General features: G+C 48.8%; 32 protein-coding genes. 22 read left to right on the top strand and 10 right to left on the bottom strand.

Annotated features, from left to right (window positions below; all coding sequences use genetic code 11):
• Positions 1-37 precede the first annotated feature (37 nt).
• Together MCON_RS12660 and MCON_RS12665 are read left to right on the top strand one after the other, a co-directional pair.
• Complete coding sequence (locus MCON_RS12660; protein ID WP_013720341.1) at positions 38-490, top strand: hypothetical protein; 453 nt, start codon at positions 38-40, stop codon at positions 488-490.
• Between the two features lie 159 nt (positions 491-649).
• Complete coding sequence (locus MCON_RS12665; RefSeq protein ID WP_048132481.1) at positions 650-922, top strand: SemiSWEET family sugar transporter; 273 nt, start codon at positions 650-652, stop codon at positions 920-922.
• Positions 923-1,044: 122 nt separating this feature from the next.
• Here the strand turns inward: MCON_RS12665 and MCON_RS12670 are convergent, their stop codons facing one another.
• Complete coding sequence (locus MCON_RS12670) at positions 1,045-1,395, bottom strand: hypothetical protein (RefSeq protein ID WP_052297583.1); 351 nt, start codon at positions 1,393-1,395, stop codon at positions 1,045-1,047.
• A 173-nt stretch (positions 1,396-1,568) separates the two neighbouring features.
• Between MCON_RS12670 and MCON_RS12675 the strand changes: the two genes are divergently transcribed.
• Both MCON_RS12675 and MCON_RS12680 read left to right on the top strand, forming a co-directional pair.
• Positions 1,569-1,913, top strand: a complete 345-nt coding sequence (locus MCON_RS12675) for an ArsR/SmtB family transcription factor (RefSeq protein ID WP_013720344.1) — start codon at positions 1,569-1,571, stop codon at positions 1,911-1,913.
• A 5-nt stretch (positions 1,914-1,918) separates the two neighbouring features.
• Positions 1,919-3,004 (top strand): permease, encoded by a 1,086-nt coding sequence (locus MCON_RS12680; protein WP_013720345.1) that lies wholly within the window; start codon positions 1,919-1,921, stop codon positions 3,002-3,004.
• A 26-nt stretch (positions 3,005-3,030) separates the two neighbouring features.
• Here MCON_RS12680 and hpt read toward each other — a convergent pair whose 3' ends face one another.
• A complete protein-coding gene (gene hpt, locus MCON_RS12685) occupies positions 3,031-3,600 on the bottom strand; it encodes a hypoxanthine/guanine phosphoribosyltransferase (protein ID WP_013720346.1) in 570 nt (189 codons plus the stop codon).
• A 104-nt stretch (positions 3,601-3,704) separates the two neighbouring features.
• On the opposite strand from hpt, the gene MCON_RS12690 reads away from it, so the two are divergent.
• The 9 genes from MCON_RS12690 to MCON_RS12725 all read left to right on the top strand — a co-directional run bounded on the left by MCON_RS12690 (position 3,705) and on the right by MCON_RS12725 (position 11,056).
• Positions 3,705-4,496, top strand: coding sequence for a class I SAM-dependent methyltransferase (locus tag MCON_RS12690; protein ID WP_013720347.1), 792 nt, complete (start codon positions 3,705-3,707; stop codon positions 4,494-4,496).
• Between the two features lie 268 nt (positions 4,497-4,764).
• The gene (locus tag MCON_RS12695) at positions 4,765-5,109 is read left to right on the top strand and encodes an ArsR/SmtB family transcription factor (RefSeq protein ID WP_013720348.1); all 345 of its coding nucleotides are present in this window, start codon (positions 4,765-4,767) and stop codon (positions 5,107-5,109) included.
• Positions 5,106-6,200 (top strand): permease, encoded by a 1,095-nt coding sequence (locus MCON_RS12700; protein ID WP_013720349.1) that lies wholly within the window; start codon positions 5,106-5,108, stop codon positions 6,198-6,200. Before MCON_RS12695 ends, MCON_RS12700 begins: the two co-directional genes overlap by 4 nt.
• A gap of 22 nt (positions 6,201-6,222) precedes the next feature.
• Complete coding sequence (locus tag MCON_RS12705; protein ID WP_013720350.1) at positions 6,223-6,786, top strand: CBM96 family carbohydrate-binding protein; 564 nt, start codon at positions 6,223-6,225, stop codon at positions 6,784-6,786.
• 114 nt (positions 6,787-6,900) lie between these two features.
• Positions 6,901-7,995 carry a cytochrome c biogenesis protein gene (locus MCON_RS12710; RefSeq protein ID WP_013720351.1) on the top strand — a complete coding sequence of 365 codons (1,095 nt, stop codon included), beginning with the start codon at positions 6,901-6,903 and terminating at the stop codon, positions 7,993-7,995.
• Between the two features lie 22 nt (positions 7,996-8,017).
• Positions 8,018-8,254, top strand: coding sequence for a thioredoxin family protein (locus MCON_RS12715; protein WP_013720352.1), 237 nt, complete (start codon positions 8,018-8,020; stop codon positions 8,252-8,254).
• Between the two features lie 14 nt (positions 8,255-8,268).
• A complete protein-coding gene (locus MCON_RS16335; RefSeq protein WP_157863821.1) occupies positions 8,269-8,415 on the top strand; it encodes a putative zinc-binding protein in 147 nt (48 codons plus the stop codon).
• A complete protein-coding gene (locus MCON_RS12720; protein WP_013720353.1) occupies positions 8,412-9,503 on the top strand; it encodes a sulfurtransferase in 1,092 nt (363 codons plus the stop codon). The genes MCON_RS16335 and MCON_RS12720 overlap by 4 nt, the downstream gene beginning before the upstream one ends.
• 38 nt (positions 9,504-9,541) lie before the next feature.
• On the top strand, positions 9,542-11,056 hold the full coding sequence (locus MCON_RS12725) for a sulfurtransferase (RefSeq protein WP_048132484.1): 1,515 nt from the start codon (positions 9,542-9,544) through the stop codon (positions 11,054-11,056).
• Positions 11,057-11,114: 58 nt separating this feature from the next.
• Here MCON_RS12725 and MCON_RS12730 read toward each other — a convergent pair whose 3' ends face one another.
• A complete protein-coding gene (locus tag MCON_RS12730) occupies positions 11,115-11,984 on the bottom strand; it encodes a sulfite exporter TauE/SafE family protein (RefSeq protein ID WP_013720355.1) in 870 nt (289 codons plus the stop codon).
• 390 nt (positions 11,985-12,374) lie between these two features.
• Between MCON_RS12730 and MCON_RS12735 the strand changes: the two genes are divergently transcribed.
• Complete coding sequence (locus MCON_RS12735; protein ID WP_162145022.1) at positions 12,375-12,788, top strand: hypothetical protein; 414 nt, start codon at positions 12,375-12,377, stop codon at positions 12,786-12,788.
• Positions 12,789-12,879: 91 nt separating this feature from the next.
• On the opposite strand, the gene MCON_RS12740 is transcribed toward MCON_RS12735, so the two are convergent.
• The 3 genes from MCON_RS12740 to MCON_RS12750 all read right to left on the bottom strand — a co-directional run bounded on the left by MCON_RS12740 (position 12,880) and on the right by MCON_RS12750 (position 15,628).
• Positions 12,880-13,296 carry a putative zinc-binding protein gene (locus tag MCON_RS12740; RefSeq protein ID WP_048132488.1) on the bottom strand — a complete coding sequence of 139 codons (417 nt, stop codon included), beginning with the start codon at positions 13,294-13,296 and terminating at the stop codon, positions 12,880-12,882.
• Positions 13,293-14,540 (bottom strand): IS110 family RNA-guided transposase, encoded by a 1,248-nt coding sequence (locus MCON_RS12745; RefSeq protein WP_013720357.1) that lies wholly within the window; start codon positions 14,538-14,540, stop codon positions 13,293-13,295. The genes MCON_RS12740 and MCON_RS12745 overlap by 4 nt, the downstream gene beginning before the upstream one ends.
• A gap of 305 nt (positions 14,541-14,845) precedes the next feature.
• Positions 14,846-15,628, bottom strand: a complete 783-nt coding sequence (locus MCON_RS12750) for an SDR family NAD(P)-dependent oxidoreductase (RefSeq protein ID WP_013720358.1) — start codon at positions 15,626-15,628, stop codon at positions 14,846-14,848.
• Between the two features lie 249 nt (positions 15,629-15,877).
• Between MCON_RS12750 and MCON_RS12755 the strand changes: the two genes are divergently transcribed.
• From MCON_RS12755 to MCON_RS12770, 4 genes are all read left to right on the top strand, one after another.
• Positions 15,878-16,714 carry a hypothetical protein gene (locus MCON_RS12755; RefSeq protein ID WP_013720359.1) on the top strand — a complete coding sequence of 279 codons (837 nt, stop codon included), beginning with the start codon at positions 15,878-15,880 and terminating at the stop codon, positions 16,712-16,714.
• A 50-nt stretch (positions 16,715-16,764) separates the two neighbouring features.
• Positions 16,765-17,121, top strand: coding sequence for a 4Fe-4S dicluster domain-containing protein (locus MCON_RS12760; RefSeq protein WP_013720360.1), 357 nt, complete (start codon positions 16,765-16,767; stop codon positions 17,119-17,121).
• Positions 17,102-17,908: a DUF169 domain-containing protein gene (locus tag MCON_RS12765; RefSeq protein ID WP_269798810.1), complete on the top strand. Its 807-nt coding sequence runs from the start codon at positions 17,102-17,104 to the stop codon at positions 17,906-17,908. Before MCON_RS12760 ends, MCON_RS12765 begins: the two co-directional genes overlap by 20 nt.
• Positions 17,909-17,972: 64 nt before the next feature.
• A complete protein-coding gene (locus tag MCON_RS12770) occupies positions 17,973-18,275 on the top strand; it encodes a hypothetical protein (RefSeq protein WP_013720362.1) in 303 nt (100 codons plus the stop codon).
• Positions 18,276-18,772: 497 nt separating this feature from the next.
• Here MCON_RS12770 and MCON_RS12780 read toward each other — a convergent pair whose 3' ends face one another.
• Positions 18,773-18,994 (bottom strand): ferredoxin, encoded by a 222-nt coding sequence (locus tag MCON_RS12780; RefSeq protein WP_013720364.1) that lies wholly within the window; start codon positions 18,992-18,994, stop codon positions 18,773-18,775.
• A 39-nt stretch (positions 18,995-19,033) separates the two neighbouring features.
• Positions 19,034-19,315, bottom strand: a complete 282-nt coding sequence (locus tag MCON_RS12785; RefSeq protein WP_013720365.1) for a hypothetical protein — start codon at positions 19,313-19,315, stop codon at positions 19,034-19,036.
• A 360-nt stretch (positions 19,316-19,675) separates the two neighbouring features.
• Between MCON_RS12785 and MCON_RS12790 the strand changes: the two genes are divergently transcribed.
• The gene (locus MCON_RS12790) at positions 19,676-20,269 is read left to right on the top strand and encodes an ABC transporter permease (RefSeq protein ID WP_013720366.1); all 594 of its coding nucleotides are present in this window, start codon (positions 19,676-19,678) and stop codon (positions 20,267-20,269) included.
• Positions 20,270-20,532: 263 nt separating this feature from the next.
• On the top strand, positions 20,533-21,948 hold the full coding sequence (locus MCON_RS12795; protein WP_013720367.1) for a pentapeptide repeat-containing protein: 1,416 nt from the start codon (positions 20,533-20,535) through the stop codon (positions 21,946-21,948).
• Positions 21,949-22,033: 85 nt separating this feature from the next.
• Here the strand turns inward: MCON_RS12795 and MCON_RS12800 are convergent, their stop codons facing one another.
• Together MCON_RS12800 and hgcC are read right to left on the bottom strand one after the other, a co-directional pair.
• Positions 22,034-22,786, bottom strand: a complete 753-nt coding sequence (locus tag MCON_RS12800; RefSeq protein ID WP_013720368.1) for an arsenite methyltransferase — start codon at positions 22,784-22,786, stop codon at positions 22,034-22,036.
• Positions 22,787-22,817: 31 nt separating this feature from the next.
• Positions 22,818-23,093 carry an HgcAB-associated protein HgcC gene (gene hgcC, locus MCON_RS12805; RefSeq protein WP_013720369.1) on the bottom strand — a complete coding sequence of 92 codons (276 nt, stop codon included), beginning with the start codon at positions 23,091-23,093 and terminating at the stop codon, positions 22,818-22,820.
• Positions 23,094-23,315: 222 nt separating this feature from the next.
• Here hgcC and MCON_RS12810 point away from each other — a divergent pair, with 222 nt between their 5' ends.
• Positions 23,316-23,609, top strand: a complete 294-nt coding sequence (locus tag MCON_RS12810) for a hypothetical protein (protein WP_157863996.1) — start codon at positions 23,316-23,318, stop codon at positions 23,607-23,609.
• 86 nt (positions 23,610-23,695) lie between these two features.
• Positions 23,696-24,115 carry an ArsR/SmtB family transcription factor gene (locus MCON_RS12815; protein ID WP_232844291.1) on the top strand — a complete coding sequence of 140 codons (420 nt, stop codon included), beginning with the start codon at positions 23,696-23,698 and terminating at the stop codon, positions 24,113-24,115.
• Positions 24,116-24,135: the final 20 nt, after the last annotated feature.

Here is a 24,135-nt window from a genome sequence, read left to right on the forward strand (position 1 = left end):
CGTTAATGAGCATAATCGAATAAAGGAGTGATTGAATATGAAGAATAAAATCGTATATATTTCGATATTTCTGTGTCTGGCGGGCCTGGCAGTGGCCGCAGAATATACCGACTGGCAGAACGGAGCCATTGATGGCTTCAAGAAGGGCTTTGAGATGGGTCAAGCATACCAGCTTGCCCTTGACGGAAAGAATATCGATGGCTTCAATGCCAAGGTTGACGAATACAATGCCTGGGTGAGGGCCAACTTCGGAGAAGATCCAAATATGCTAATGCCGAAGATGACCGCTCCAGTAGATCTTAGCAAGCCGGTTCTCATCACCAATACCACCGCCAGCTCGAAGGGGATAGTGCACGAGATCGATGGATCGTCAGGCAACAAGACATTTTCCACCAATGACGTTAACCTGCTTTCAGATGCGGCTATCGATCAATATCGGAGATCTGAAGAGGGAAAGGCCAGCGGAGCAGAGTATCTGGGCGGGATCTGAAGCTTCCGCCACAAGCTTCTTTTTTTATTCGGGCGATCTGCCAATTCGAATCCCAAAAAAGATGGGGCGAGGAGGCAGTGAAAAAAGGTAGCGGCTCGGCTGATACAGCCAGATAGAAGACTGCAATCCTCATATACTTGCAGCTCTAACAGAAGGCAGATGCAATGGGAACTGGTTGGCTGGTGTGCAGCTCTTTTGACGATGTTCGGATTCGTCCCCCAGATCCTCAAAATCTATCGGACAGAGTCTGTCTCAGATGTCAGCCTGATCATGCTCCTGCAATTTTCACTGGGAATGTTCCTCTGGCTGCTCTATGGCCTGTATATTCAGGATCGCATTCTGATCGTCTCCAATACGATCTCCTTTCTCACCCTGATGGTGGCCACCGGGATGTATATGAAGTACAGAAAAAGTGGTGCCAGCCCTCTGTAGCATCCATGAGAGGCAGTCATTAGCCGGAATGAAAAGCAAAAGAGCGCTCCAAGCATCATGTTCGGGAGCAGGCGAGAACAAGAAAGCAGGTTAACTGACATTGACCAATTGACACAGCATCCCTATCCGTCTTCTTCCCGCTCACTCATCTTATTTTTGATCCTCTCTTGCAGCCTCTCCAGAGAGGCTTTTGTGCTCAGGCGACTGTCACAGGGAGAAGTGTCTTTGGGATTGCAGCCAGCCAGAAGGTCCATCACTCTGTCGGCCATATCGAAGGCCTCAAGCTCCTCCAGATGCTGCAATAAGATACTGGCGCGGGAGTTGAATTCCCGGCATTTCCCCGTCTGCGAGATAGCAGCCTCGTGCATTTCATAGAGCAGAGAAAGCTCCTTATTGATCTGCAACCAGTCCTCCCTTTTTATCGCCATCCGGGAAAGGTATCCATCTTTCAGAAATATTAAGGCGATGATCAAGGCGATTCTCTCAATGCAGAGGCGATGGTCTTATAGTCTCGATTCCAGTATCCTCGAATCCGATCAGCCTGAAAAATCGAATCAATTGCTTGAATATGGAAGAGTGATAATATCGTATTATCGTCTTATGGCGATAAGCTTATATCTGAATATGCTTTAATCGCGCTCCAATCATGGCTCAAAAGAATGTCTCTGAACTGCGCTTGAAGATTCTGAGCGCTCTGTCCGATCCCACCCGTCTGGAGCTGCTCGAATACCTGAGCGGGGGCGAGCGATGCGTTTGCGAGATCCTTCCCGCCTTCTCCAGATCTCAGTCCACCATATCCAAGCATCTGAATATCCTCTTCGAGGCCGACATTCTGGATCGCAGAATAGACGGGAAAAAGACGCTCTACAGCATAAAAGACCCTCAGGTTTTCGAATTGGTTCGCCTTGTAGACCAGATGGCCCTAAAGCAGATATCGCAGCTCGCAGAAGCAGGAAGGATTATCGAGGAGTCATTGAGCTGCGGGAGATAGATTTCATGGCAACCTATGTCATAATGGCAGCCTTGGAGGCCGGGCTGGCAACACTGCTTGAATACCTCTCGGCGCATGTATTGACCTGCCTGGTGCCAGCATTCTTCATCGCCGGTGCGATAGCAGCTCTCTTGAACAAGGATACTGTGCTCAAGTACTTCGGTGCTGATGCCCCAAAGTGGCTCTGCTACAGCGTGGCTTCCACCTCGGGGACTATATTGGCCGTCTGCAGCTGCACCATCCTGCCCATGTTTGCAGGAATCGAAAAGAGAGGGGCGGGCATTGGGCCAGCAACGGCCTTCCTCTTCTCCGGACCGGCGATAAACCTCATGGCCATCATCCTCACAGCCAGGGTCTTGGGCCTGGACCTGGGTGTAGCCAGGGCAGTGGCTGCAGTCTTCATGGCCGTGGTTATAGGTCTGATCATGGCGGCTATATTCCAAAGACATGACCCAAGCTGCAAAAACGATGCGGCTCCTTCTTCTTTTGATGTCGATCCAGACCCGGATCAAATGAGCCGGCCCAAATATATCACTGGCACATTTATGGCCGTGCTGGTGGCCATACTGCTCGTTGCCACCTCAAGCGCCATAGAGCTCCTGCCCAAGGCGATAATCGTGGGAGCGCTGATAGCAGTGGCTGCCTTCCTGATGAATAGATACTACCAGCCAGAGGAAAAGAGCGCCTTCCTGGAAGAGACCTGGTGGCTGACCAGGAAGATCTTTCCTCTCCTGGTAGTGGGCACATTTGTAACCGGGGTGATCGGCTACTTCCTGCCGGTTGAATGGGTAAGGACCATCTTTGGCACCAGCAGCTTTCTGGCCTGTTTTCTGGCCTCAGTGATCGGCTCGTTGCTCTATATGCCTACATTGCTTGAGGTGCCAGTAGTCGGAACTCTTTTCGGCTATAGCACGGGAGTTACGGCTGCCGGTCCTGCTCTGGCCCTTCTGCTTGCTGGTCCATCCCTGAGCCTTCCCAATATGATTGTTATCTGGAGGATAGTTGGAGCGAAAAAGGCCAGCGTCTACATCAGCCTGGTGGTGATCCTATCCACATTGGTGGGAATGCTCTACGGTGCCGTCGTTTCATAATTGATAAGAGTAGGAGGATATCTTATTTATTTTGAGATTCCCGGTTCTACCTCGGACACCCGGCCGCCTTCGACCTTGACTCTGACCATGGTCTTCAGGTTGTAGCCTTTGGACCTCAGCAGCTCTGCTCCGTTTCCTCTCTCCACCACGATCACTGTATCCATAACCTCGGCCCCAGCCAGCTCCATAGAGTCCAGCGTGGCCTGAAGGGTGCCGCCGGTGCTGATCACATCATCCACCACGATCACCCTATCTCCCCTGTTTATTCCGTTCAGATAGAGCTGCGAGCGGGAGTAGCCGGTGACCTGGCTGATCTCGACCTCATTCGGGAGCCCGTACTTTCTCTTCCTTATTATCACCAGGGGGATATCGCATAGGATGGAAAGCACTATGCCTATGGGAATTCCCATGGCCTCAACAGTCACTATCTTATCCACATCCAGATTGGCGATCCGCACGATATTGGCGGTGACCTCTCTGATCAGATCCGGCCTGATCTCGGGAACTCCGTCTGTAATGGGATGGATGAAGTAGTCGTACTCTCCCCGTTTGAATACGGGGGCTTCCAGCAATGATTTTTTGAGCCTTTCCAGCATAGGTGAGTTCTTTCATACTATTTTCCTTTTCAAGTTATTGGTCCCTGTGGCCAATCCTCCGGCAGGGCGGAAAAGATATATGACGTCCGATAGGGATGCTATTGATGACAGAGAAAAGCGTATGGGAAGAGTTTTTCGATGCTCATGCTCCGATCTATGAGGAAAACGTATTCACAAAAAACACCATTCAGGAGGTCAATTTCCTTACAGAGGAACTGGCGGTGAGAGATGGGGGCTCAATTCTTGATGTTGGATGCGGTACAGGACGTCACTCCATTGAGCTGGCCAGGCGGGGTTATGCTGTCACCGGGCTTGATCTGTCCGCAGAGATGCTTGCCAGGGCTGCGGATGCTGCCAGGAGCAAAAAAGTGAATGTGCAATGGATTCGTTCTGATGCTGCCCGGTTTCAGCTACCGAATAGCTACGATGGCGCAATCTGCCTGTGCGAGGGAGCTTTTGGGCTTCTGGGCAAGGGCGATGATCCTATTGGCCAGCCCCTGTCCATCCTGTGCAATATCTCCCGCAGCCTGAAGCCGCAGGCAAAGGCAGTATTCACTGTTCTCAACGCACTGGCATCGATTCGCAGGAACGCGAATAAGGACGTTGAGGAGGGACGATTCGATCCTCTGACACTGGTTGAGTCTTCGGAATGCACGCCCCAAGAGGGGGTGGCTGCAGTTGCCGTTCGAGAGAGGGCTTTCGTGCCAACTGAGCTCGTCCTGCTCTTCCGCCTGGCAGGGATGTCTGTGATCAACATATGGGGCGGGACAGCAGGGAACTGGGGGAGAAGGCCCGTCGACCTGGATGAGATGGAGATCATGGTTGTGGCATGCAAAACAGGCGAGCCTCTGGATGGGGATGGCGCCCGCTCGCGCTCAAAATTGTCTGCAGAATAAAAGCTCTGTGCGGGAGTTGAAATGCCAGCATTCTGCCTTTAGATAACTGCCTCGTGCAGCTCGCAGAGCAGAGAAAGCTCCTTTTGGATCTGCACCAGTCGTCCCTGTTCATCGCCATCCGGGAAAGATATCCGCTATTACGGAGTATTAAGGCGATGCTCTCAAAACAAACGTGATGCTCTAAATGTGGTTCGATTAGATGTGCATTTCTATTATCGTCTTATGGCGATAAGTTTATATCGGAATATGCATTAATCGCGCTTTAATCATGGCTCAAAAGAATGTCTCTGAACTGCGCTTAAAGATTCTGAGCGCTCTGTCCGATCCCATCCGTCTGGAGCTGCTCGAATTCCTGAGCGGGGGCGAGCGATGCGTTTGCGAGATCCTTCCCGCCTTCTCCAGATCTCAGTCCACCATATCCAAACATCTGAACATCCTCTTCGAGGCCGACATTCTGGATCGCAGAATAGACGGGAAAAAGACGCTCTACAGCATAAAAGACCCTCAGGTTTTCGAATTGGTTCGCCTTGTAGACCGGATGGCCTTAAAGCAGATATCGCAGCTCGCAGAAGCAGGAAGGATTCTCGAGGAATCATTGGGCATCGGGAGATGATATTTACGGTAACTTATACCATCATGGCAGCCTTGGAGGCCGGGCTGGCAACGCTGCTTGAATACCTTTCGGCGCATGTCTTGACCTGCCTTGTGCCAGCATTCTTCATAGCCGGTGCAATAGCAGCTCTCTTGAACAAGGATACTGTGCTCAAGTACTTCGGTGCTGATGCTCCCAAGTGGCTCTGCTACAGCGTGGCTTCCACCTCAGGGACCATATTGGCAGTGTGCAGCTGCACCATCCTGCCCATGTTTGCAGGAATCGAAAAGAGAGGCGCAGGCATTGGGCCGGCAACGGCCTTCCTCTTCTCCGGACCGGCGATAAACCTCATGGCCATCATCCTCACAGCCAGGGTCCTGGGCCTGGACCTGGGCATAGCCAGGGCAGTGGCCGCAGTGATCATGGCCGTGGTCATAGGTCTGATCATGGCGGCCATGTTCCAAAAACATGACCCAAGCTGCAAAACCGATGTTGCTCCTTCTATGATTCAGGCCGATCCAAAGCCAGATCAGATGAGCCGGCCAAATTATATCACAGGCACATTTATGGCAGTTCTGGTGGCCATACTGCTCGTTGCCACCTCAAGTGCCATAGAGCTCCTGCCCAAGGCGATAATTGTGGGAGCGCTGATAGCAGTGGCCGCCTTCCTTATGAACAAGTATTACGAGCCAGAGGAAAAGAGCGCCTTCCTGGAAGAGACCTGGTGGCTGACCAAGAAGATCTTTCCTCTGCTGGTAGTGGGCACATTTGTAACCGGGGTGATCGGCTACTTCCTGCCGGTTGAATGGGTCAGGACAATCTTCGGCACCAGCAGCTTTCTGGCCTGCTTTCTGGCCTCAGTGATCGGCTCGTTGCTTTATATGCCCACATTGCTTGAGGTGCCGATCGTCGGCACTCTCTTCGGCTACAGCACGGGAGTTATGGCTGCCGGTCCTGCTCTGGCCCTTCTGCTTGCTGGCCCCTCCTTGAGCCTACCCAGTATGATAGTTATCTGGAGGATCATTGGAGCGAAAAAAGCCAGCGTCTACATCAGCCTGGTGGTGATCTTATCCACATTGGTGGGAATGCTCTACGGTGCCATCGTTTCATAATTGATAAAAGGAGTGAGATAAAATGAGATACTATGCCATTCGGGCCATAATTGCATTGGCCTGTATATTCCTTCTGGCGAGCTGTGCTGGAGCGGTGAAAGTCACTTCTGCATTGCATATCGATACCTATACCGACGCCGAGAATGAGGATCAGAGCTTTGGAGAAGAGAGCGCTGTATGGGTCTCATCCCACATGGGGGAGCCTGTGAGGATTGCCTATCTCTCCTTTGCCGGCATGACCAAGCTGCCCGAGCAGATAAGCTCCGCCAACCTGAAGATCTACGTCAAAGGGGTGGAAAGGCCAGGAAAGGTGACTCTCTACCTTTACGATAATGCAGCCATGAACACCGTTACCTGGGCGGATCAGCCTGAATATGATTCGCAGGCCCTGGGAAGCATAGAGATTCAGGAGACAGGCTGGCAGACCTGGGATGCTACAGATTTTGTGAAAAAGGCGGCAGTAGAGTGCAGCGAGGGCTGTTCCTTCTCAGTGGTTTTGGTGGCTGATGAAGATGCCTCCATAAGCTTCGCCTCCCAAGAGGGATCCGAGGAGGAGAAGGCTGTCTTGCAGTATGAAGCATTCTGATGATCGATAGAACCGATCGATGAGAATAGCAGCAGAATCGGAGAAAAATCGCCGGAGAAGAATACCTCCCTCCGGCATAATCCTATTCAGATTAAGCGATGCGGGAAAAGTGAGATGAAGGCCAGACGGCGAATCACAGCAGTTCTGCTGACGGTAGCCCTATTCATGGTTCTATTGCCTGCTGCTGCATGGGCTAACAGCGAGATAACTGTAATCACCTCTCCCGGTTGCAGCAAGTGCGCTGCTGCAGAAAGGGCGCTGACAGAGGTTCTGTCTAATTACCAGGAGAGCACCTTTGAAGAGGTTATATTTTCCAGTGAAGAGGGACACAGGATCGTAAAGGAGCATAAGGTCAAGGATGTTCCATCGATAATCATCGGCAGTTCGGTTATCGGCTACAAAGACTATGGTGGAAACGAAAGCAGACTTAAGATACTAATCAATGCTGCTTTGCAGGGAGAGAATATCAGCGTTAAGAGTGAGGATGAAACAGATAGCAATCTGAATATTGAAGATGCACTGCAAAATCTTAACCTATCTTCCGCTGTCACTGTCTTTGCGGCTGGCCTTCTGGCGGGCTTCAACCCCTGTCTTCTGGCTATACTGGCCTTTCTGGCGAGCACCGTGCTGGCCAGCTCCGGCCGAAGAAGGGATCTATTGACCATGATAGCACTCTTCTCCCTGGGCATATTCGTTGTTTACTACATATTCGGAGTAGGCCTGTTCAATGTTCTGCAGGAGAAGTCCACTGCCACCATGTTTAAACTTGTTCTGGCAGCCGTACTGCTGATCCTGGGCTTGACTCAGATGGAAGACGGGAGAAGGTTGAATGCAGGACGGGATTCCCTCTTTCGCACAGATTGGGCTATGAAGTATGTGCATGGTGCTCTGGCCAGCAAGAGGCTTAGCTCCTATTTCCTATTAGGTGCACTGTTCTCTTTAGTGAAGGCCCCCTGTGTAGGAGCGGTCTATATCGCCATCATAGGGGTTATTTCCAGCCATGGATATTCCTCGTCAGGTCTGATATATCTGATGTTATACAACCTGGGAATAGTGCTTCCCGTGCTGCTCTTGGGAGTTATCATGACCCTTGGCATGAGCCCGGAGCAGGTGGACGATTTCCGGAATAATCACAAAGTGGCCATAAGAGTGATAACAGGGCTTACATTGATCATTCTTGCTCCGCTGATTTACTGGGAGCTGATTTGAGCTAAAAAGGAAGGCGAATTAAATGGTAAAGATTGAAGTTCTGGGGACAGGCTGCGCCAAGTGCAAGAGCCTGCTGAAGAATGTGGAGAAAGCAGTAGCAGAATTGGGCGTCTCTGCTGAGGTGGTCAAGGTTGACAGCATCCAGGAGATAATGGACAGAGGTGTGATGATGACCCCTGCCCTTTACATCGACGGAAAGTCAATGATGGCGGGCAGAACGGCAACAGTTGAAGAGATCAAGAGGATGCTTCAGAAATAAGGGTGACCTGAATTATGGATGAGAAGAGATGCACTTGTGGTACAATGGATGTGCGCGTAGTAGCCTGTTCAGGCGGCTCGAATGTGGGACAGATCGCGAATGATGCAGCAAAAGCCTGTTCACTGGTGGTAGAGAAGGTAAAAGATGAGCTTGCCGCATGAAATCAGGTAGGTGCGATATGAGTATTCTAAATGCAAAAAAAAGCATAACATGCGCTCTTTTGCTGGCTACCCTGGCCCTTACGCAGAGCGCATATGGCGGGGCTGAATGTGCTTCCCTTGGCGGCGGCTGCGATGACGGCGGCGACTGGGATCCCATGGCCAAGCTGGATGAGATAGGCACCGGAATATACGACCAGGCTCAGGCCAGCGCAAATTGGCCCGCAGAGTCGAGGAAACAAAGATGGAATATGTCTTCCGGCAGCGAGGACAGCCAGGGGGAGGACGGGGCTGCATCTACTATTAAGGAAGATGTGAGAGCTGATCTGAGCGCTGAGCAGAGTACTGGCAGGTGGCATGAGATAATAATTGAGATTGATGAGATCTCAAATGAGAATGTTCTCCTGGATGTCAGCGAGAGTGCCAAAGAGCACATCTCTGGATCTATAGCCATTCCTTATCAGGAGTTCCTGCAAGGGGACTCGCTCAAATCCGTGCCGGAATTGGCAGAGATCCTCGGAAATGCCGGAATCTCCAGTGATGATCCCCTGGTCATCTATGGAGAGTGCCTGCCTTGCGGAGGAGGGCCATCGGCTTCAGCCTATGTCTACTGGATGCTTAAATCCCTGGGGCATGAAGATGTCAGGATCCTAAACGGATATGTGCAGGACTGGAAGGATAAAGGACTGCCGGTATCATCAAATGCGACCACTAGGCCTGTTGCTGAATACGTACCTCAATTCACCGATCAGTATATTGGAAGCTATAATTATGTGAAGAGCGGCCAGGCTCAAGTGGTAGACGCCAGGACAGTTTTAGAGTACGAATCGGGAACGATCCCCTCTGCCATCAGCATTCCTTATGAGAGTGTCCTTGATGGCGATAAGCTGAGGAATGTGAATGAGCTGGATGAGCGCTTTTTCATTTTGGATAAAGAGCAACAGGTTGTGGCATTTACAAACACGGGCTTCAAAGGCTCTGTTTTATGGCTTGCCCTGGAGATCATGGGCTATGATGCCCGGCTCTACAGCTACCAGAATTGGATGGCAAATCAGCTCATAGAGCAAAGATCCAGTGATGCCCAGGAGTGATGGTTATGATTTACTTGAATTTGTTTCGGATGAGCAAAATGGGAAACGGAAAAGCTACAGCCTTTGCATCGGCTTTGACCTTACTCCTCCTTTGCCTGGCTTTAGCCCACCCGGCTCTGGCAGGCACGGAAACCGGCGAATTTTGCCCCACCTGTCCTGACTGGACCGATATGGATGGCTGGCTGGCCAAGAAGGAGGCATACGAGCAGGAGCAGCAGCAAAAAGCTCAGCTTGAAAAGGAAGCGATAACACTGACCACGCAGAATGCGCCTCCTGAGCAGGTGCAGGTCCCACCCGAAAGCAATCCGGCTACTGGAGGCATTTCGAGAGTGAGGACAGGCAACTTTGCCCAGGCACTTGTATCCCCTCAAGAGGTCTTATCTGATGATATTGTGCTGGACATAAGCCCCAGCGCGACAAGATATATCGAAGGGGCAGTCAATATCAACTATGAGCGCTTTTATGCCGAAGGTGGCCGGTTCAGATCCGTTGGGGAGATCGCAGAGCTTTTGGGCCAGGCAGGAATTTCTCGAAATGACTCTCTGGTGATTGCAGGCGAGTGTCTTCCATGCGGTGGCGGCCCTTCTCCTGCCGTCTTCAGCTACTGGATTCTCAAGTATCTCGGCCAGGAAAAGGTCAGAGTCCTGGATGGCAGCATTGAAGACTGGGCAGCAGCCGGACTAAACACCAGCAATGTGTCTGCTATGAGGCCGAGGACCGACTACATTCCAGCTCTCAGGCCAGAGCTTCTTGCCACCTATGACTTCGTCGTTAACGGCGGGGCTCAGATTGTGGATGCCAGGCCGCCTGGAGACTTCAGCATAGGCTCAATCCCCGGCGCGATTAACATTCCTTTCGAGAGTGTGGTGGAAGACGAGACTGTAAGGGCACAGGAGGATCTGGAGAAGGTTTTTGTCGGCCTGGATAAGGCTCGGCCCATCGTCGTCTACACCAATGTCGGCGTTGAGGCCTCTTTAGTATGGTTTGCCCTGACCCTATCCGGTTATGATGCCCGGCTTTATACCTGGCGGGACTGGCTGGAAAATCAGCCAAAATTCGGCTATGAGCTGACAGAGGCTAGGGCCGAGCCCAATCCGGTGAGGTCGGGAATGGCCACAACTATAACGGCATCATTCCGGGAAAGGGATAGTGATGCGGAGGAGATTTCATCCTCAGGCAATTCCTCTTCAAACGAAGATGTAAAGCTGACAGTTAAGGGATGTGTCACCTGTGGATTCGGATCTCCTGAGAGCTTTGCCAATATAGATCGAAGCAGCGGAGTTGCACGGATCGGCTCCTCCCGCCAGGCCACCCAGCCGGAAGAAACCGCTGTACAGGAGACAGAAAGCTCGCTCCTCTGCACCGCCCTTGTCATTGCGACTGACGGCTCAGAGGTGGCAAGGACGAGGCTATTGCAAACCTCTGGATACAATTATGCAGGTATATGGAATGCCAACGTAGATCCGGGAATCTATGGGGTGAGCATACTGGCCACTGTTTCGGGCAACTCCGAAACCTTTGTGGATGCTCTGGAGATAGAGGTGACGGCTTAAGGTTTGAGAGAAACCCCAACCGTCTCTTTTAGCATAATCTTAGCTTGTCTCCGTTCATCTACCATATGGCTACTCCGAAATATGCCGCTATGAATTTTGCGGAAACATAAAGGAAGTATAGTCCAAAGATAAGCTTTAGGGTATTTGGCTTAAACCGCTTGATCACTGCAGCTCCAAGCTGCGCACCCACGATGGTGCCTGCTCCTAAAATGAGAGCAGTGGTCAAAGCCACAAATCCCTGATAGAGCTTGATGCTACCCGCTACTGCTGCCAGAGGAATCATCACGGCCAAAGATGAACCCATTGTTATGTAAACCGGAGCGCCGAAGAGGTATATCAGGCCAGGTACCAGAGCATAGCCTCCGCCCAATCCGACTATTCCCGTGAGGATGCCTATAAGGAATCCAAAGACTGCCCAGTGGCTTTTGCGTCCAGGAATTTCATTCCCCTCCTGCCGGGGTTTGGCTCTTCCTGCTCCCTCCCATATCATTCTGATGGCGGGCAGAAGAAAAGCCAAACCGAGAATCAGCTGCAGAAGATCGATATGGTCGACGAGCATGGTGAAAAGCCATGAGCCCAATATGACGCCCAAAATGCCTGCTCCCCCTATCCATAATACCGCTTTTCGGTCCAGGTTTCTGCGAACAAGATGCCCGTAGCCTCCGGAGATTGCAGTAAAAATCACAGCAAAAATGGTGGTTCCGATAGCCAGGGGAGCGGAATATCCCATCCAAAAATGGATTGCCGGAAGCATTATGCTGCATCCTCCTGTGCCGATCAATCCTCCCAGTACGCCGGCAATAAAACCGACCACAACAAGCATAATAACCCTCAATGGTGTCAGATCCGGAGCACCGCTCTGGCCATCTCCACCAGAATGATAGGTCCATATGGCCAATGCAGCGATTATTGCTAGAAGTATAATCATTGGTTTATACCTCTGCCAAAAGCTTCCTCCTTGATTCATATGTTGGTCACTTATAACTTATATATCAATATAATCTGATATAAGGATTTCGACATATCTTGTGATGTCATGAAGTCAAAACTGCAATATGGCCAGGTAATTTTTGATATTATCCTCATCAATTAACAATTGAATACAGAGGGATTAACAATTGAATACAGAGGGATTAACAATTGAATACAGAGGGATTAACAATTGAATACAGAGGGATTAACAATTGAATACACCGGGGTATTTTCCCGAACGGAATAGTCCAAAGCTTTAAATCCTTTCGAAGATTTAATATCAAATAAAGTCGATATGGGATCTATTTGGTCAGGAGTTTGATGGCCCTTGAGCTTTATGGATACGATGATGCAGCTTATAATGGAGAGAATGAGCACGGATGAGAAGCAAAGACTGATGGATGGGATGATGGAGAAGTTTTTTGCCGATCTGACCCCTGAAGAAAAACAGCAGATGATGGCCTCCATGATGCCCATGATGATGGAAATGATGCCTCAAATGATGGAAGGAAAAGATCCGGGCAACATGATGGAAATGATGCTCGAGCTTATGAGAAAAGACATGCCAGCGATGCAGCAAATGATGACTAAGATGATGCCCCAGTGTTTGAGCATGATGCTTCCCAGAATTGGCAAAGAAGAGAGAGTGGAGTTCATTCCCAGGATGGTAGCAGTCCTGCTGGAGCAGGGCAGCGATGGCATGACAGAAGAGGAGAGAACGGATCTGATGAAACGGGTAGCGAAGATAGCAGGCGCCTGATTGCTTCCGATCTACAAAGAGATAAAGAAATAGCCTGAACCATTTAATCAGAGGCGGTTGGATCCATTTAATTCATGAGAAATTATACAAGTTATTTCTGCAACGATTTGACTGTTTTCTTTAATACATTTATCACCTGTTCGACGTATTCAGATTTAATATCGGAAGGATTGGTTTTCTTTATGCCAATCTGAGTCAAAACAACCTGCATATCTGCCTCTAATCCCGCAAACTCAAGTTTCTTTTTGGCGCAGTGTTCCTCACAACCATCGACGATAAAAATCAATTCTCCTTCTCGTTTGGCATCTTCTAGATTTTCAGCTCCCTTCTGTGCAGGAATTGCCCTAAAGAGATTCGGTCTGCGAAAACTCAACGTACTGGCCGCTATATCTGTAAGTTTGCCCGTATTTGAACGTCCTGAGCAGGTAAAGAGAACTGTGCTTTTTAGTCTGCCCCGCTTCTCATTTTTCCCATGAGAAACATATAAAAATCCGGAATGGGGGACTATCCCCCCTGTCCTTTAATCTTTTTCACTTCATATCCTGCTTTGGCAATTATCTCGATCATGGATTGCAGGCTCATCTTATCAATTCTCGCGGAAGACCAATCAATTTTGGATTGCCTTGATTTAGTTACTCCATCTTCTTGATACATTTCCTGGTTCATCAGGAGATGATACAAGATGCAGAGTATCTTTCTAGCCAGAGCCACAACAGCCACATTATGTCCTTTTCTTGCTTTGATTCTTAGAAAGAACCTTCTAAATCGTGATTCTCTCTTTTTAAGTGCAGCTTGGGCGACTTGAACCAACATCCAGCGGATATGCTTTGAACCTTGTTTTGTAATGCTTCCCGTAATGAGCTTATCTGCAGACTGGTACACATTGGGGACTATTCCGCACCATGAAGCAAGTTTATCCGATGTACTGAAATCCCTATAATTTCCTATTTCTGCGAGTATGGTTGCAGCGGCTGTGAATCCTATTCCTGGTACTGACATCGCGATCTGCAAATCTTTTTTTCTTCCTGAAATTTTGTCTTTAATCTCGGAATCGATTTCATCAAGTTTCTTTGTTAAGCTGTCAATCGTATTCAGATGAGATTGGATAAGAAATATTTGAGTTTCGTCCAACCCTGTTCTGATTGCAGCTCGAATTTTATCTTCGTTATTTTTGACCCTCTTTGAAGGTATTTCTTCAATGATACGATCGATATTCTCTCCTTTGATCAAGCCGTCCAGGATATGTCTCCCCGATTTGCCAAAGTTATCTGAAAGAACTGATGAGAGCTTTATGCTACACGATTCCAGTCCTTGGTGAACTTGGTTCTTGATCTGAGATCTCATTTTCACAAGACTCTCTCTTGTCCTTGTTAGTCTTCTGAGGTCTCGTTCTTCTTTCGGAAATATTCGTGATGGATATATCAAATTGTTAAGTGCTACCTCAGCAATCCATTCAGAATCTATGGAGTCGGTCTTCCTGCCTGGGGTGTGTTTGATCTGGCGTGCATTTGCCAGTATCAGTTCTATCTTGTTTTCCAATACCGCATTCACAGGATACCAGTAAACGCCAGTCGATTCGATAGCTACGCAGTCACAATTGTTTTCGAGTACCCAATCCCTGAAACCGAATAAGTCATCAATGTCGGTACTGTATCGCTTCTGTATCTTGGTTCCATCTCTCGATAGTATCGTAGCAATCAGAAATCTCTTGTGGATATCAACTCCGCAAACTTTATTTCTTTGCTCCATCATACTATTACCTGGCCTGATATGGGCAGATACGATAAACCCTCGTAGGGACATTTTCCCATACGCGTTCCAAGACGCATCTGTGTATGCGAGCGGTTAGATGGCTAGTTTTTTAAACGGGATTATGATCCCAATAAGCGTAACAGCCTTATCTGCCCATATCATCCATATTATGGTTGATTCAGGCAAATAGCGTTTCTCATGCTCTGTGTATGAGTCACAGAATCATGGAGGTTTTTTAACTAAACCGGAATCCTCAGCCATAGTAGTTCACCACAAGTCGAATTTCCCTTGTGCAATTGGCGAAATCAGGTGGCAGTATAACCACCATCTATGATCAGCTCGCTGCCTGTCACAAATTTGGCTTCATCGGATACCAGATAGAGCACACCATATGCGATATCATCCGGCTCGCCGATATGGCCTATAGGATGCTTGGCGTCCAGTTGCTTCTTCAGTTCCTCACAGCTCAACCCCGACTTATTGCACTGTTCCTGGAGGAAGTTATCTACCAGTGGCGTCCAGATGAAACCAGGATGAACGGAGTTGACGCGGATATTGTCTTTAGCGTAAAGCAATGCATCTATCTTGGCCATGACCCGGTTGGCAGCCTTTGTGGCATGATAGGCAGGAAGGTCAGGAGCACCTATGATGCCGTAGATGGAGGAGATGTAAACGATATTCCCGCTTTTCTGCCTCTGCATATAAGGCACAACATACTTGGTGCAGAGAAAGGCTCCGGTGACATTGACATCGAAGACCCACTCCCATTCGGCACGAGCATACTCGTGAGTGGGCTTGTTGGGACCTGCCACGCCGGCATTGTTCACCAGGATGTCTATTCTGCCATATTTTTCATAGACGGCTTTGCTTACCTCTTCAATCCTCTTCTCATCGGTCACATCCAGGGGGTAGTACTCCGACCGTCCACCCGCACTATTGATAGCCTCTACTACTTTCCTTCCTTCTTCCCTGCTCCTGCCTGTGATTATGGATAAGGCACCTTCTTTTGCCAGTACCCTGGCTATGGCCTCACCTATTCCGTAGGTGGATCCCGTTATTATTGCCACTCTTCCATCCACTCGCCCCATTTCAAACCACTCCTTTGAATAATATTGCTTTTAAGCTTTCTTTGTAGCATGTCCAATATCAAAGTAATTCGATATAAGTTTTTTGCACTTATTTTCAGGTAAGAGCTATCTGGGCTATAGCCTCTCTCTCGTCTCAGACATGAAATGTATATATCCAATAAGGTTGATATAGGAAAAAATGCTAATAAATCCAAATCACAGCAGAAGAAAAGGGGTTAAAAAATCGCATAATTATATAAATGGGGCTGAATGAATAGAGTTCTGCTGATTCCAATATTGATCATTGCGGCACTATCTGGCTGCGTAGAAGAGGAGCTTAATGCATTGGATCTGAGTACGATGATGGTCAATTCCGGAAAGAACCTTGATAGCTACAGGTTTGTCACGGAAACCGCTATGGAGTTCAAGTCCATCGAAGACTCGACTGAAATCTCCATGCTAATTCTGAGATCCAGGGACAGCGGTGCAGTCAATCTGACCGCCCAGAATATGAGCGCGATCATAAGCGAAATCTCCAGCTACGGAGATGAGATTTACAATACGCAGCAAGAGGTCTATATCGTTGGAGGTGCGGCAAAAATTAAATTTAATGGCAATTGGTCCCAGGCACCATTGCAGGATGCAGAGAACTTCTGGGCTCTTAAGAATACTGCAAAAAAGCAGGCTTTGCTGCTTAATTCATCCCAACTGAAGCTTTCCGGATTAGAGATGATCGGCGGGATGGAATGCAGCAGAATCGAGGTAATGCCGGATAGGAAGTCTTATGAGAGCTTTGTTTTTGAGCAGTTAGAATCCGAGTTGCCTTTAGCTTATGTGAACCTTACCGGGCTTCGCGATAGGAGCGTCGTGAACTGGACCGTTTGGCTATCCAATGACGATGGGCTGCTCCGAAAGGAGAATGTTAAGATGGAGTTATCTTTGACGCCAGACATTATGGAGCAATTGAGTGATCCGATCGAAGATTTCCTGCTAAAGATCGATCTGAACACCACCACCCTGTACTTGGATTACAATCATCCTCTGTTGATAACGCTCCCTGAGGGGCAGCGTATAGAGCCCATCATAGAATGTGCATGCAATCGATGATAAAAATCAATAGATGATAAAGAACACAATAGAATTTGAGGTAGATGAATATGGCATGGTTAGTCGGATATCCGAGAGAGAAGATAAACTGGCACCCCACCATTGATCCCGAAAAGTGTGTGAAGTGCGGAATGTGCATGAACTGCGGAAGGAACGTATACGACTGGACAGAGGAAGGCCCAGTGGTGGCCAGGCCCAATCAGTGTATTGTGGGCTGCAATACCTGTGCAAATCTGTGCATGGGCAATGCTATCTCCTTCCCGGAAAAAGAAACGATAAGAGAGATCTACAAAAGAGAGAAGATCTGGTCTAAGGTGAAGAAGCAACTGGAGGAGGAAGGAAAGATAAAAACAAAGCAGAAGTCTGAAGAGGAGAGCGGTTGCTGTGATGGCGGGTGCTGCAGTTAAACAAGAAGGAATGACGATAGCTACTATTGAAGAGATTCAAGAGATGGGAGCCAGGATGAAGGCCATCCTGGGGCTCTCCGCCTCTCCCGTTGGAGTGCGGTTTCTTAACGCTGAGGAGGCAGTTGAAGGGGCGAAGATACTTGATCGGCATCGCTACTGCCAGGCACTCATGCGCGCCCGCCACGGCCAGAACGTGGTGCTGGATGCAGAAGGCATTTCCTGTCCGGCTGCTGCCCAAGCCTTCGGATTTAGGCCGCTGCCAGAACCACTGCGCACGGGAAAAGGCCTGGTGGGATTTGGAATTGTTTCCGAGGAGAAGGTGGCTCAGGAGATGTTCGAGCAGATGCCACATCTGGAGAAGGGGGCCATCGGGCAAATTCACCTCTTCCCTCTGGAGAAGGCGGAGCAATTGCCGGATCTGGTAGTGGTTGAGGACGAGGTAGAGAAGCTGATGTGGATCGTCCTCTCTTATATGCATGCCCAGGGAGGCGAGCGGGTGCAGAGCAACACCGCAGTTCTCCAGGCGACCTGTGTCGACTCCACAGTGATACCTTACTTGGAGAAGCGGCTGAACTTCAGCTTCGGCTGCTACGGCTGCCGCGATGCCACAGACATGGCCTCTGGCGAGGCGGTGCTGGGATTCCCGGCATCTTATCTCCCGGATATCATCCAGCATCTCGAATATCTGAATAAAAAGGCACTTCCCCATTCCAGGGGTAAGCACGCCTTTGCAGCGCTGAAAAACGAACAAGAAGGTGGGCAGACAGTCTCCTGCTCATCGCTATGATGCTGATTGTATATGCAGCAAGCATTTTAGAGTTTAGCCGTAATGAGTTTAGGGGATCTTTGAAATGAACAAAATAGAGGATGAGCCCATTGGGACGGAGAAATGCGAACAGATAAACGTCGATGCGAACTGTGCCGCTCTGTCGGTTATTCTCCTGAGCCACATCAAACAGCATTTGGTCTCAGAAAAGATAATCTCGGCCCAGGAGATCGCCGCCTTTGCCTCAGCCCTGGATAACATCCAGCATATACACAATGAGTTGGCCACGAGATATGGTATTAAGCCTAAAGAAAGCTGCAACGAGGTTAAGATAGCCATTGCCGATGCATTTAACAAAATAGAAATGGACCGACAATGTTGTGGATAAAACTCTCGGAGGGATGATTTTACATTGTTCGTAGAAGACTCGGGATGTGGCTCGACGAGCACTCTCTTGAAGGGTCTTAACCTAGAAATAAACTTCCGGAGGCAAGATAGCTGATGAGGATTGTGGTAGCAGATCCAATATTATCTGCCAGATGCCTATAGGATATGGCTGGAGGAGCTGGGAGAGCTTGAGGTTTTCAGAACAGCGCCGTCTCTCCGGAAGACTTCAGAGAGCGGATAAAGGATGCTGGAATAGTAATTGTTGGAAGATACGGCTTTTCCAAAGAGGATTTGGTTCCTCGCTATTTCACATGCTGTTTCTCGACCGCTCTCGTTGGCCATTAAAGGCAGCGCTGGTGGAAGAGGAGCTGGCACGCGACTACTGTGTGCGCGAGAGTGGAATGACGCTGCTCGCGCGTCGCAGCGGGCTTGACCTGCATGGCCGCGGGGATGCCGTTGAGGACATCAGAACATGGATGCTGAATCGCAAGGCCGCTATCATATGACGTGGATAACCTCTGCCGGGCAGGCATCTGAGGCATCTACAACGCAGCTCAGCAGGTCATCCGGTGCCTCGCCTTCACCCAATCCCCCAGTCCTGTATTTCTCAACTACCTGGCTCAAGTTGTCATCGGGATTCTCCTCAAAGAAATCTGGACAATCCTCCCAGCAGGTGCCGCAGCTTATGCAGCCTTCGCGATCTATGACTACTTTTGTCATCCCATCCTCGGTATCAAAAATTTTTGGACGGCTGGCACATCATCTCGGGCTGAATGTCTCCTTGACCACCTCGGTCAGAATGGGCCCTGCCTGGTCGATCACGTTGGCCTCGTAAAGCCAGCCCTTGCGTTCGGGAAGGACTCCGGTCACCATGATTGCCCTGCCCTCGTACTCGGCAAGATCGATTGCATGGGAAGCAGTCAGCTCTTCCGCAATGGATGCCGGCCTGGCGATGCGGGTAAGCCTGACCGTGCAGCATTGATGGCGTGGCATCAAGATTGAGAATCTGCCATCCTGAACTAAACCCAGAAACCTTTCCATCTTTTAATCCTCCTCTTACCATTGAACTATTTTCGGGTTATGATATCTTGCATAGTTATTGGTTAAATATCTTTTGGGATTTAGAGAATGATTAGCAAAAAAACCCTGAATCAGATAAAATTGAATAGCTGACTTCACATGTGTTACCTTTTTTGCAGGTAGGTGTAGATGGTTTATCTGGCCCGAATATACCAATGTCGAGGTGGCTTCTTACCGCGAGGTCGGTGGGGGGACACCGGAGAAGGTGTGGAAGCTGAAGACCCGTAGAATTGTGATTGATTTGCTGGAAGAAGAAGAGGTGGAATAAATGTACTGCGGAGAAAAACGAGGTCACGAATCTGTGCCTATGATGCACGGTGTATGTCAACCCGGGCTCATGGGCATGGCCATTTTTTCACCTCCACGGCGGTAGGTCCTGCAATTCTGCCCTGGGAAGCGCGCTCCAAAACTCTGGAACGGCTGATATCCTCTCCTGTGGAGGTCTGGGCCCTTCTTCTAGGAGGCGTCTTCGCTTCGTTCGTCTTTGGATTGCTGATCTCCCTCATACCCCTGGCCATTGCCGTATTGATGGGCGTGGAAGTTGTGCACCTCCTGGTCTTCTGCCTGGGCATGATTTTGGCAACCATCTGTTTTGCATCGTTGAGCATATTGCTGTCAGTCTATCCGCCTACGGATGTGCTTGCCACGGTGATGATGCTATCCTCGCTGGTGAGGTTTCCCCTGGTCTTCATCAGCGGTGTTTTCGTCCCGGTAGAAGAGATGCCTGCATGGGGGCAAACCATTGCATCAGCTTCACCGCTAACCTATTTCATTGACCTGGCAAGATATTCGACAACTGGCGTAAGTTATTACTCGCTTCCCATAGATCTAGCCGTCCTGGTGGTGTTCACCCTGCTCTTCCTCGTGGTTTCCATAAAGCCTCACGAGAGGTTCCTGCCTCAGCTCCTGTCATAGGTAGAGCTGGCCGTACGAGGGAGTCTGCAGTATGAATGAGTCTATAGAATGAAGGAGTCTATATAGATATTGAAGCAAAACCATTTATACTTGGAAAGCAAACCCCTCAATCAGAGTGGGTAAACAGTTACGAATGCAAGAGACTTGCTAAGGAGCAAAATGGAGTGTATCCATCAGAAATATAGCCTCTCAGATATACGCATATAGAGCGTAAAGCGACCTAAAGTCAAGCTTAAGGCTTAATATTTGGAAGGAGATGACCCGTGAAGCATGCTTTAGCTATTATCCTGGTTGGATTGGTTTTGATCTTTTGCTCTCCCCTGAAGGCTCTTAGCGAATCGGAGACTGTGGTAGCAGCCGATGATATAATGATCAAAATGAGGCTGGGCTTGCCAGTGGAGTACGAAAATGCGGTCATAAAAGGAAACCTTACATCTGACCGGCTGGGTATGACTGCCAAGCAGATCTTGCGCATCCCCTTTGAGGTGAAGATGCCGCCATCCAAGCAGATGCAGGTCAATTCATCTGTCGTGATCAAAAATTCCATTATATGCGGCAGAGTGGACTTTAACAACACACAATTTCATAAGCAGGTCCGCTTCGTGAATGTGTTTTTTGTCGAATATGCATTATTTGTAAACTCAACTTTCAATGACGATGCTGCATTTGATCATTCTATATTTTTAAAGGAAGGAAGCTTCGAAGGATCAAGGTTTGACGGCAAGGCGAATTTCTTCCAAACCCGTTTCAACAGGCCGGCATCATTTGATGGCGCTAAATTTGGCGGCGTTGCTGATTTCTCCCTCGCCCAGTTCCACTCAGTTGGCAATTTCGCCTCCAGCCAATTCTCATCTGATGCCCTCTTTGATAAAACAGATTTTAAAGGAGAAGCCAAATTCATAGCATCTCAGTTCAATCAGGATGTGGAATTCAATGGAACAAGATTCGAAAAAGAGACCTCATTTGAGGGTGCAAAATTCTCCGGGTCTGCTCAATTTTCTGAATCTGTATTCAACGAATCTGTTGACCTCAATTCAGTTCAGTTAGAAAAGGAGGTTCGATTTGATCGGACTCAATTCGAGGGTCCGGCATTCTTCGCAAAGGCCAAGTTTGATGATTTGGTCGAGTTCGGCGACTGTAATTTCCTTAAAAACGCCACCTTCAAAGAATCCGATTTCCAGGTTGATGCCATATTCAATAATACAACTTTTCTTGAACCAGCAGAATTCAGCGGAAGCAATTTCCTTGGATTTGCCGATTTTGGAGGTTCGAAGTTTTTATATGATGCTGATTTCAGCGATTCCATCTTCAGCGGTCCGGCCGACTTCAGCAGAACTGCGTTCAGCGATAGAGTCAATTTCTATAATACACAGTTTAAGAAAAATGTCCACTTCGAGAGCAGCCAGATCAATACCATCAATCTAACCAGAGCTGGATATGATTGGCTTTATTTAAAATGGGATTGCGTAAATCACCTTGAGTTCGATGATGCTGCTTACCAAAACCTCATTAACAATTATAAGAGACTTCAATGGCAGACAGATTCATCGGATTGCAGTTCAACTTACTTGAAAGAGATAATCAGGGTTGCGCCAGACGATAGCCATAAATGGATCATAGATGGCATATTATCGATGGTTGCAGGCACAAATTCAAGCAACTCCTCCCACAAAGGATGAGCATTTTCAATGTATCTATACAATCAGAAAATAGATAAAGGAAAATCAGGCCTCTAATCCCCATATCCAGGGCCTGATCCCACCATCATAGCGGCTTGATGGCCCTTACCTTTATGCTGGATACAGAATCAGCAAATCTGTTGAAGGCGGATTCCTCAATAACTGCGACTTCGTCGAAGCCTGCAGATCTTATCGCATCCAGATAGGCATCTTTCATAACGGCTCCCGAGATACAGCCTATATAGCCTTCGATCGAATTCTTTATGCGAAGAGGCAGCTCCTGGCGCAAGACGAGATCTGAGACCATCAGCCTGCCACCGGGTTTGAGCACCCGGAAGGCCTCCATAAAAGCCTTCTTCTTGTCGGGCACCAGGTTGATGACGCAGTTGGAGATGACAATATCCACGCTATTATCCTCAACCGGAAGATCCTCCAGCTCGCCAGGCAAAAACTGCACATTGCTATAGCCTCCAATAGCTGCATTCTCTCTCGCCCTGTTGATCATCTCCGGGGTCATATCCACTCCAATGACCTTTCCTGTCGGTCCAACCCTGTTGGCGGCAAGGAAGCTGTCGAATCCCGCCCCTGAGCCCAGGTCAAGAACAGTCTCCCCTTCCTTTATCGATGCCAGTGCGATTGGATTGCCGCAGCCCAGGCCCAGATTAGCTCCCTGAGGCACGGCATTCATCTCTTCCTCTGAGTAGCCGATATTCTTGCTGATCTCCTCTGGGGGAAGAGTTCCACAGCATGAGCCCTTGGTGGGACAGCACGAGCCTTCCGTTCTCGCAATTTTTCCGTAGCTCTCCTTTACCAGTACCTTTATTTCCGAATCGTTCATCGTTAGTTCACCTCAAATTCTAAATATAGTATTATTTCTTGAATATGTCATCAATAACCGGCCCGAGCACAGACTTCACCATGCCCTCCAGCTCTTTTACCCTGATCAATGATAGGCAGCAGATCTTGCCATCCTTCTCCATGCTCACCACTGCCAGCTTATCTCCCGGCCGGATCTTTGCTCTTTCCCGGATATCCTTGGGAAGAACCATCTGCCCGCGCTCATCTACGCTTACTATGGATTCCACCCGGCATGAGCTCATCGATCCCGGCAGGCAACAGGCCTTGTCTTCGGATTTAACCGCCATAATAATATCGTTATCTCTGATTATTTAAATATTTCTGAAAAATCAGAAAATTCTCTTTTTAAGCAACATCTCAAATCGATAAAAATTGATGCGTAATTCTCCAAACAAATATGACTTTGGATTTTAAAACCAGTTTAATGCTATGCACATCAAATCCTGACAGAATTCAGATAAAGCGCAAGCATTATATATCGGCAAATATTGATATGATCTGTGATTGCTATGGGGCTGAAAGATAAGATCTTCGGGGATAAGGGCAGCAGCAGTTGTTGCTGTGGCACCCGTATTGTGGGACTCAGACAGATCAACGTAGGTGGACGCAGCGTAGGAATCATGGGCCTGGATGAAGCCCTCCAGGATTTCTTTAAAAAGGGAATGAAGCCAGAGGACTCCACCGGAAGTGAGCTGGTCGAGGAGCTGAAAAAGGCCAACTTCATCGCCGATGGGGTAGAGGAGATGTATAAAATTGCCTTTTTGGCAGAATATCAGAGGTATTGGGAGGCCAGGAAGAAATAGGATCCAATTTAAAGGCCATAAAAGCCATTTCTGCACTCATGGCTCGACCAGAAATCTATGAGTAGTTGGTGGTGAAATAGACAGTTATGCCAGATTCGATGAATGATGAGATCATTGAGGAATCAATCGATGAGGATGCAATATGCAGCCTGGCCAGGCTCATCGGAGATGAGGATCGGGCGCGGTCGAGGACCAGAATGCTCATGTCACTGATGAAGGCGATCGACATTGATGGCCCGGAAGGAGAGGTGGAGGTCTTCAAGGCCGTTGCCGATCCCTGCAGGCTAAGGATTGTGAAGCTCTTGAAGGAAGGAGAGCTGTGCGTCTGCGAGATCATGACTGCTCTTGATAAGCCTCAGTCCACCACCTCCCATCATCTATCCATTCTCAGAGAGGCAGGACTGGTCAGAGAGCGAAAGGATGGCAAATGGTCCTATTACCGCCTGGCAGACAGCGCTGTCAATGAGATGATCAAGCAGGCCCGAGAGCTGAAGAAGATAAAATAAAAAGATTTTTAGGTGGTGGG

Origin of the sequence: Methanothrix soehngenii GP6 (assembly GCF_000204415.1) — an archaeon.
Taxonomy (GTDB): domain Archaea; phylum Halobacteriota; class Methanosarcinia; order Methanotrichales; family Methanotrichaceae; genus Methanothrix; species Methanothrix soehngenii.

Bases quoted from the DNA above. Each gene is read 5' to 3' on its own strand.
- MCON_RS12660 (WP_013720341.1), top strand. From the start codon at position 38: ATGAAGAATAAAATCGTATATATTTCGATATTTCTGTGTCTGGCGGGC.
- MCON_RS12665 (WP_048132481.1), top strand. From the start codon at position 650: ATGCAATGGGAACTGGTTGGCTGGTGTGCAGCTCTTTTGACGATGTTC.
- MCON_RS12675 (WP_013720344.1), top strand. From the start codon at position 1,569: ATGGCTCAAAAGAATGTCTCTGAACTGCGCTTGAAGATTCTGAGCGCT.
- MCON_RS12680 (WP_013720345.1), top strand. From the start codon at position 1,919: ATGGCAACCTATGTCATAATGGCAGCCTTGGAGGCCGGGCTGGCAACA.
- hpt (WP_013720346.1), bottom strand. From the start codon at position 3,600: ATGCTGGAAAGGCTCAAAAAATCATTGCTGGAAGCCCCCGTATTCAAA.
- MCON_RS12690 (WP_013720347.1), top strand. From the start codon at position 3,705: ATGACAGAGAAAAGCGTATGGGAAGAGTTTTTCGATGCTCATGCTCCG.
- MCON_RS12695 (WP_013720348.1), top strand. From the start codon at position 4,765: ATGGCTCAAAAGAATGTCTCTGAACTGCGCTTAAAGATTCTGAGCGCT.
- MCON_RS12700 (WP_013720349.1), top strand. From the start codon at position 5,106: ATGATATTTACGGTAACTTATACCATCATGGCAGCCTTGGAGGCCGGG.
- MCON_RS12705 (WP_013720350.1), top strand. From the start codon at position 6,223: ATGAGATACTATGCCATTCGGGCCATAATTGCATTGGCCTGTATATTC.
- MCON_RS12710 (WP_013720351.1), top strand. From the start codon at position 6,901: ATGAAGGCCAGACGGCGAATCACAGCAGTTCTGCTGACGGTAGCCCTA.
- MCON_RS12715 (WP_013720352.1), top strand. From the start codon at position 8,018: ATGGTAAAGATTGAAGTTCTGGGGACAGGCTGCGCCAAGTGCAAGAGC.
- MCON_RS16335 (WP_157863821.1), top strand. From the start codon at position 8,269: ATGGATGAGAAGAGATGCACTTGTGGTACAATGGATGTGCGCGTAGTA.
- MCON_RS12720 (WP_013720353.1), top strand. From the start codon at position 8,412: ATGAAATCAGGTAGGTGCGATATGAGTATTCTAAATGCAAAAAAAAGC.
- MCON_RS12725 (WP_048132484.1), top strand. From the start codon at position 9,542: ATGGGAAACGGAAAAGCTACAGCCTTTGCATCGGCTTTGACCTTACTC.
- MCON_RS12730 (WP_013720355.1), bottom strand. From the start codon at position 11,984: ATGATTATACTTCTAGCAATAATCGCTGCATTGGCCATATGGACCTAT.
- MCON_RS12735 (WP_162145022.1), top strand. From the start codon at position 12,375: ATGATGCAGCTTATAATGGAGAGAATGAGCACGGATGAGAAGCAAAGA.
- MCON_RS12745 (WP_013720357.1), bottom strand. From the start codon at position 14,540: ATGATGGAGCAAAGAAATAAAGTTTGCGGAGTTGATATCCACAAGAGA.
- MCON_RS12750 (WP_013720358.1), bottom strand. From the start codon at position 15,628: ATGGGGCGAGTGGATGGAAGAGTGGCAATAATAACGGGATCCACCTAC.
- MCON_RS12755 (WP_013720359.1), top strand. From the start codon at position 15,878: ATGAATAGAGTTCTGCTGATTCCAATATTGATCATTGCGGCACTATCT.
- MCON_RS12760 (WP_013720360.1), top strand. From the start codon at position 16,765: ATGGCATGGTTAGTCGGATATCCGAGAGAGAAGATAAACTGGCACCCC.
- MCON_RS12765 (WP_269798810.1), top strand. From the start codon at position 17,102: ATGGCGGGTGCTGCAGTTAAACAAGAAGGAATGACGATAGCTACTATT.
- MCON_RS12770 (WP_013720362.1), top strand. From the start codon at position 17,973: ATGAACAAAATAGAGGATGAGCCCATTGGGACGGAGAAATGCGAACAG.
- MCON_RS12780 (WP_013720364.1), bottom strand. From the start codon at position 18,994: ATGACAAAAGTAGTCATAGATCGCGAAGGCTGCATAAGCTGCGGCACC.
- MCON_RS12785 (WP_013720365.1), bottom strand. From the start codon at position 19,315: ATGGAAAGGTTTCTGGGTTTAGTTCAGGATGGCAGATTCTCAATCTTG.
- MCON_RS12790 (WP_013720366.1), top strand. From the start codon at position 19,676: ATGTCAACCCGGGCTCATGGGCATGGCCATTTTTTCACCTCCACGGCG.
- MCON_RS12800 (WP_013720368.1), bottom strand. From the start codon at position 22,786: ATGAACGATTCGGAAATAAAGGTACTGGTAAAGGAGAGCTACGGAAAA.
- hgcC (WP_013720369.1), bottom strand. From the start codon at position 23,093: ATGGCGGTTAAATCCGAAGACAAGGCCTGTTGCCTGCCGGGATCGATG.
- MCON_RS12810 (WP_157863996.1), top strand. From the start codon at position 23,316: ATGGGGCTGAAAGATAAGATCTTCGGGGATAAGGGCAGCAGCAGTTGT.
- MCON_RS12815 (WP_232844291.1), top strand. From the start codon at position 23,696: ATGCCAGATTCGATGAATGATGAGATCATTGAGGAATCAATCGATGAG.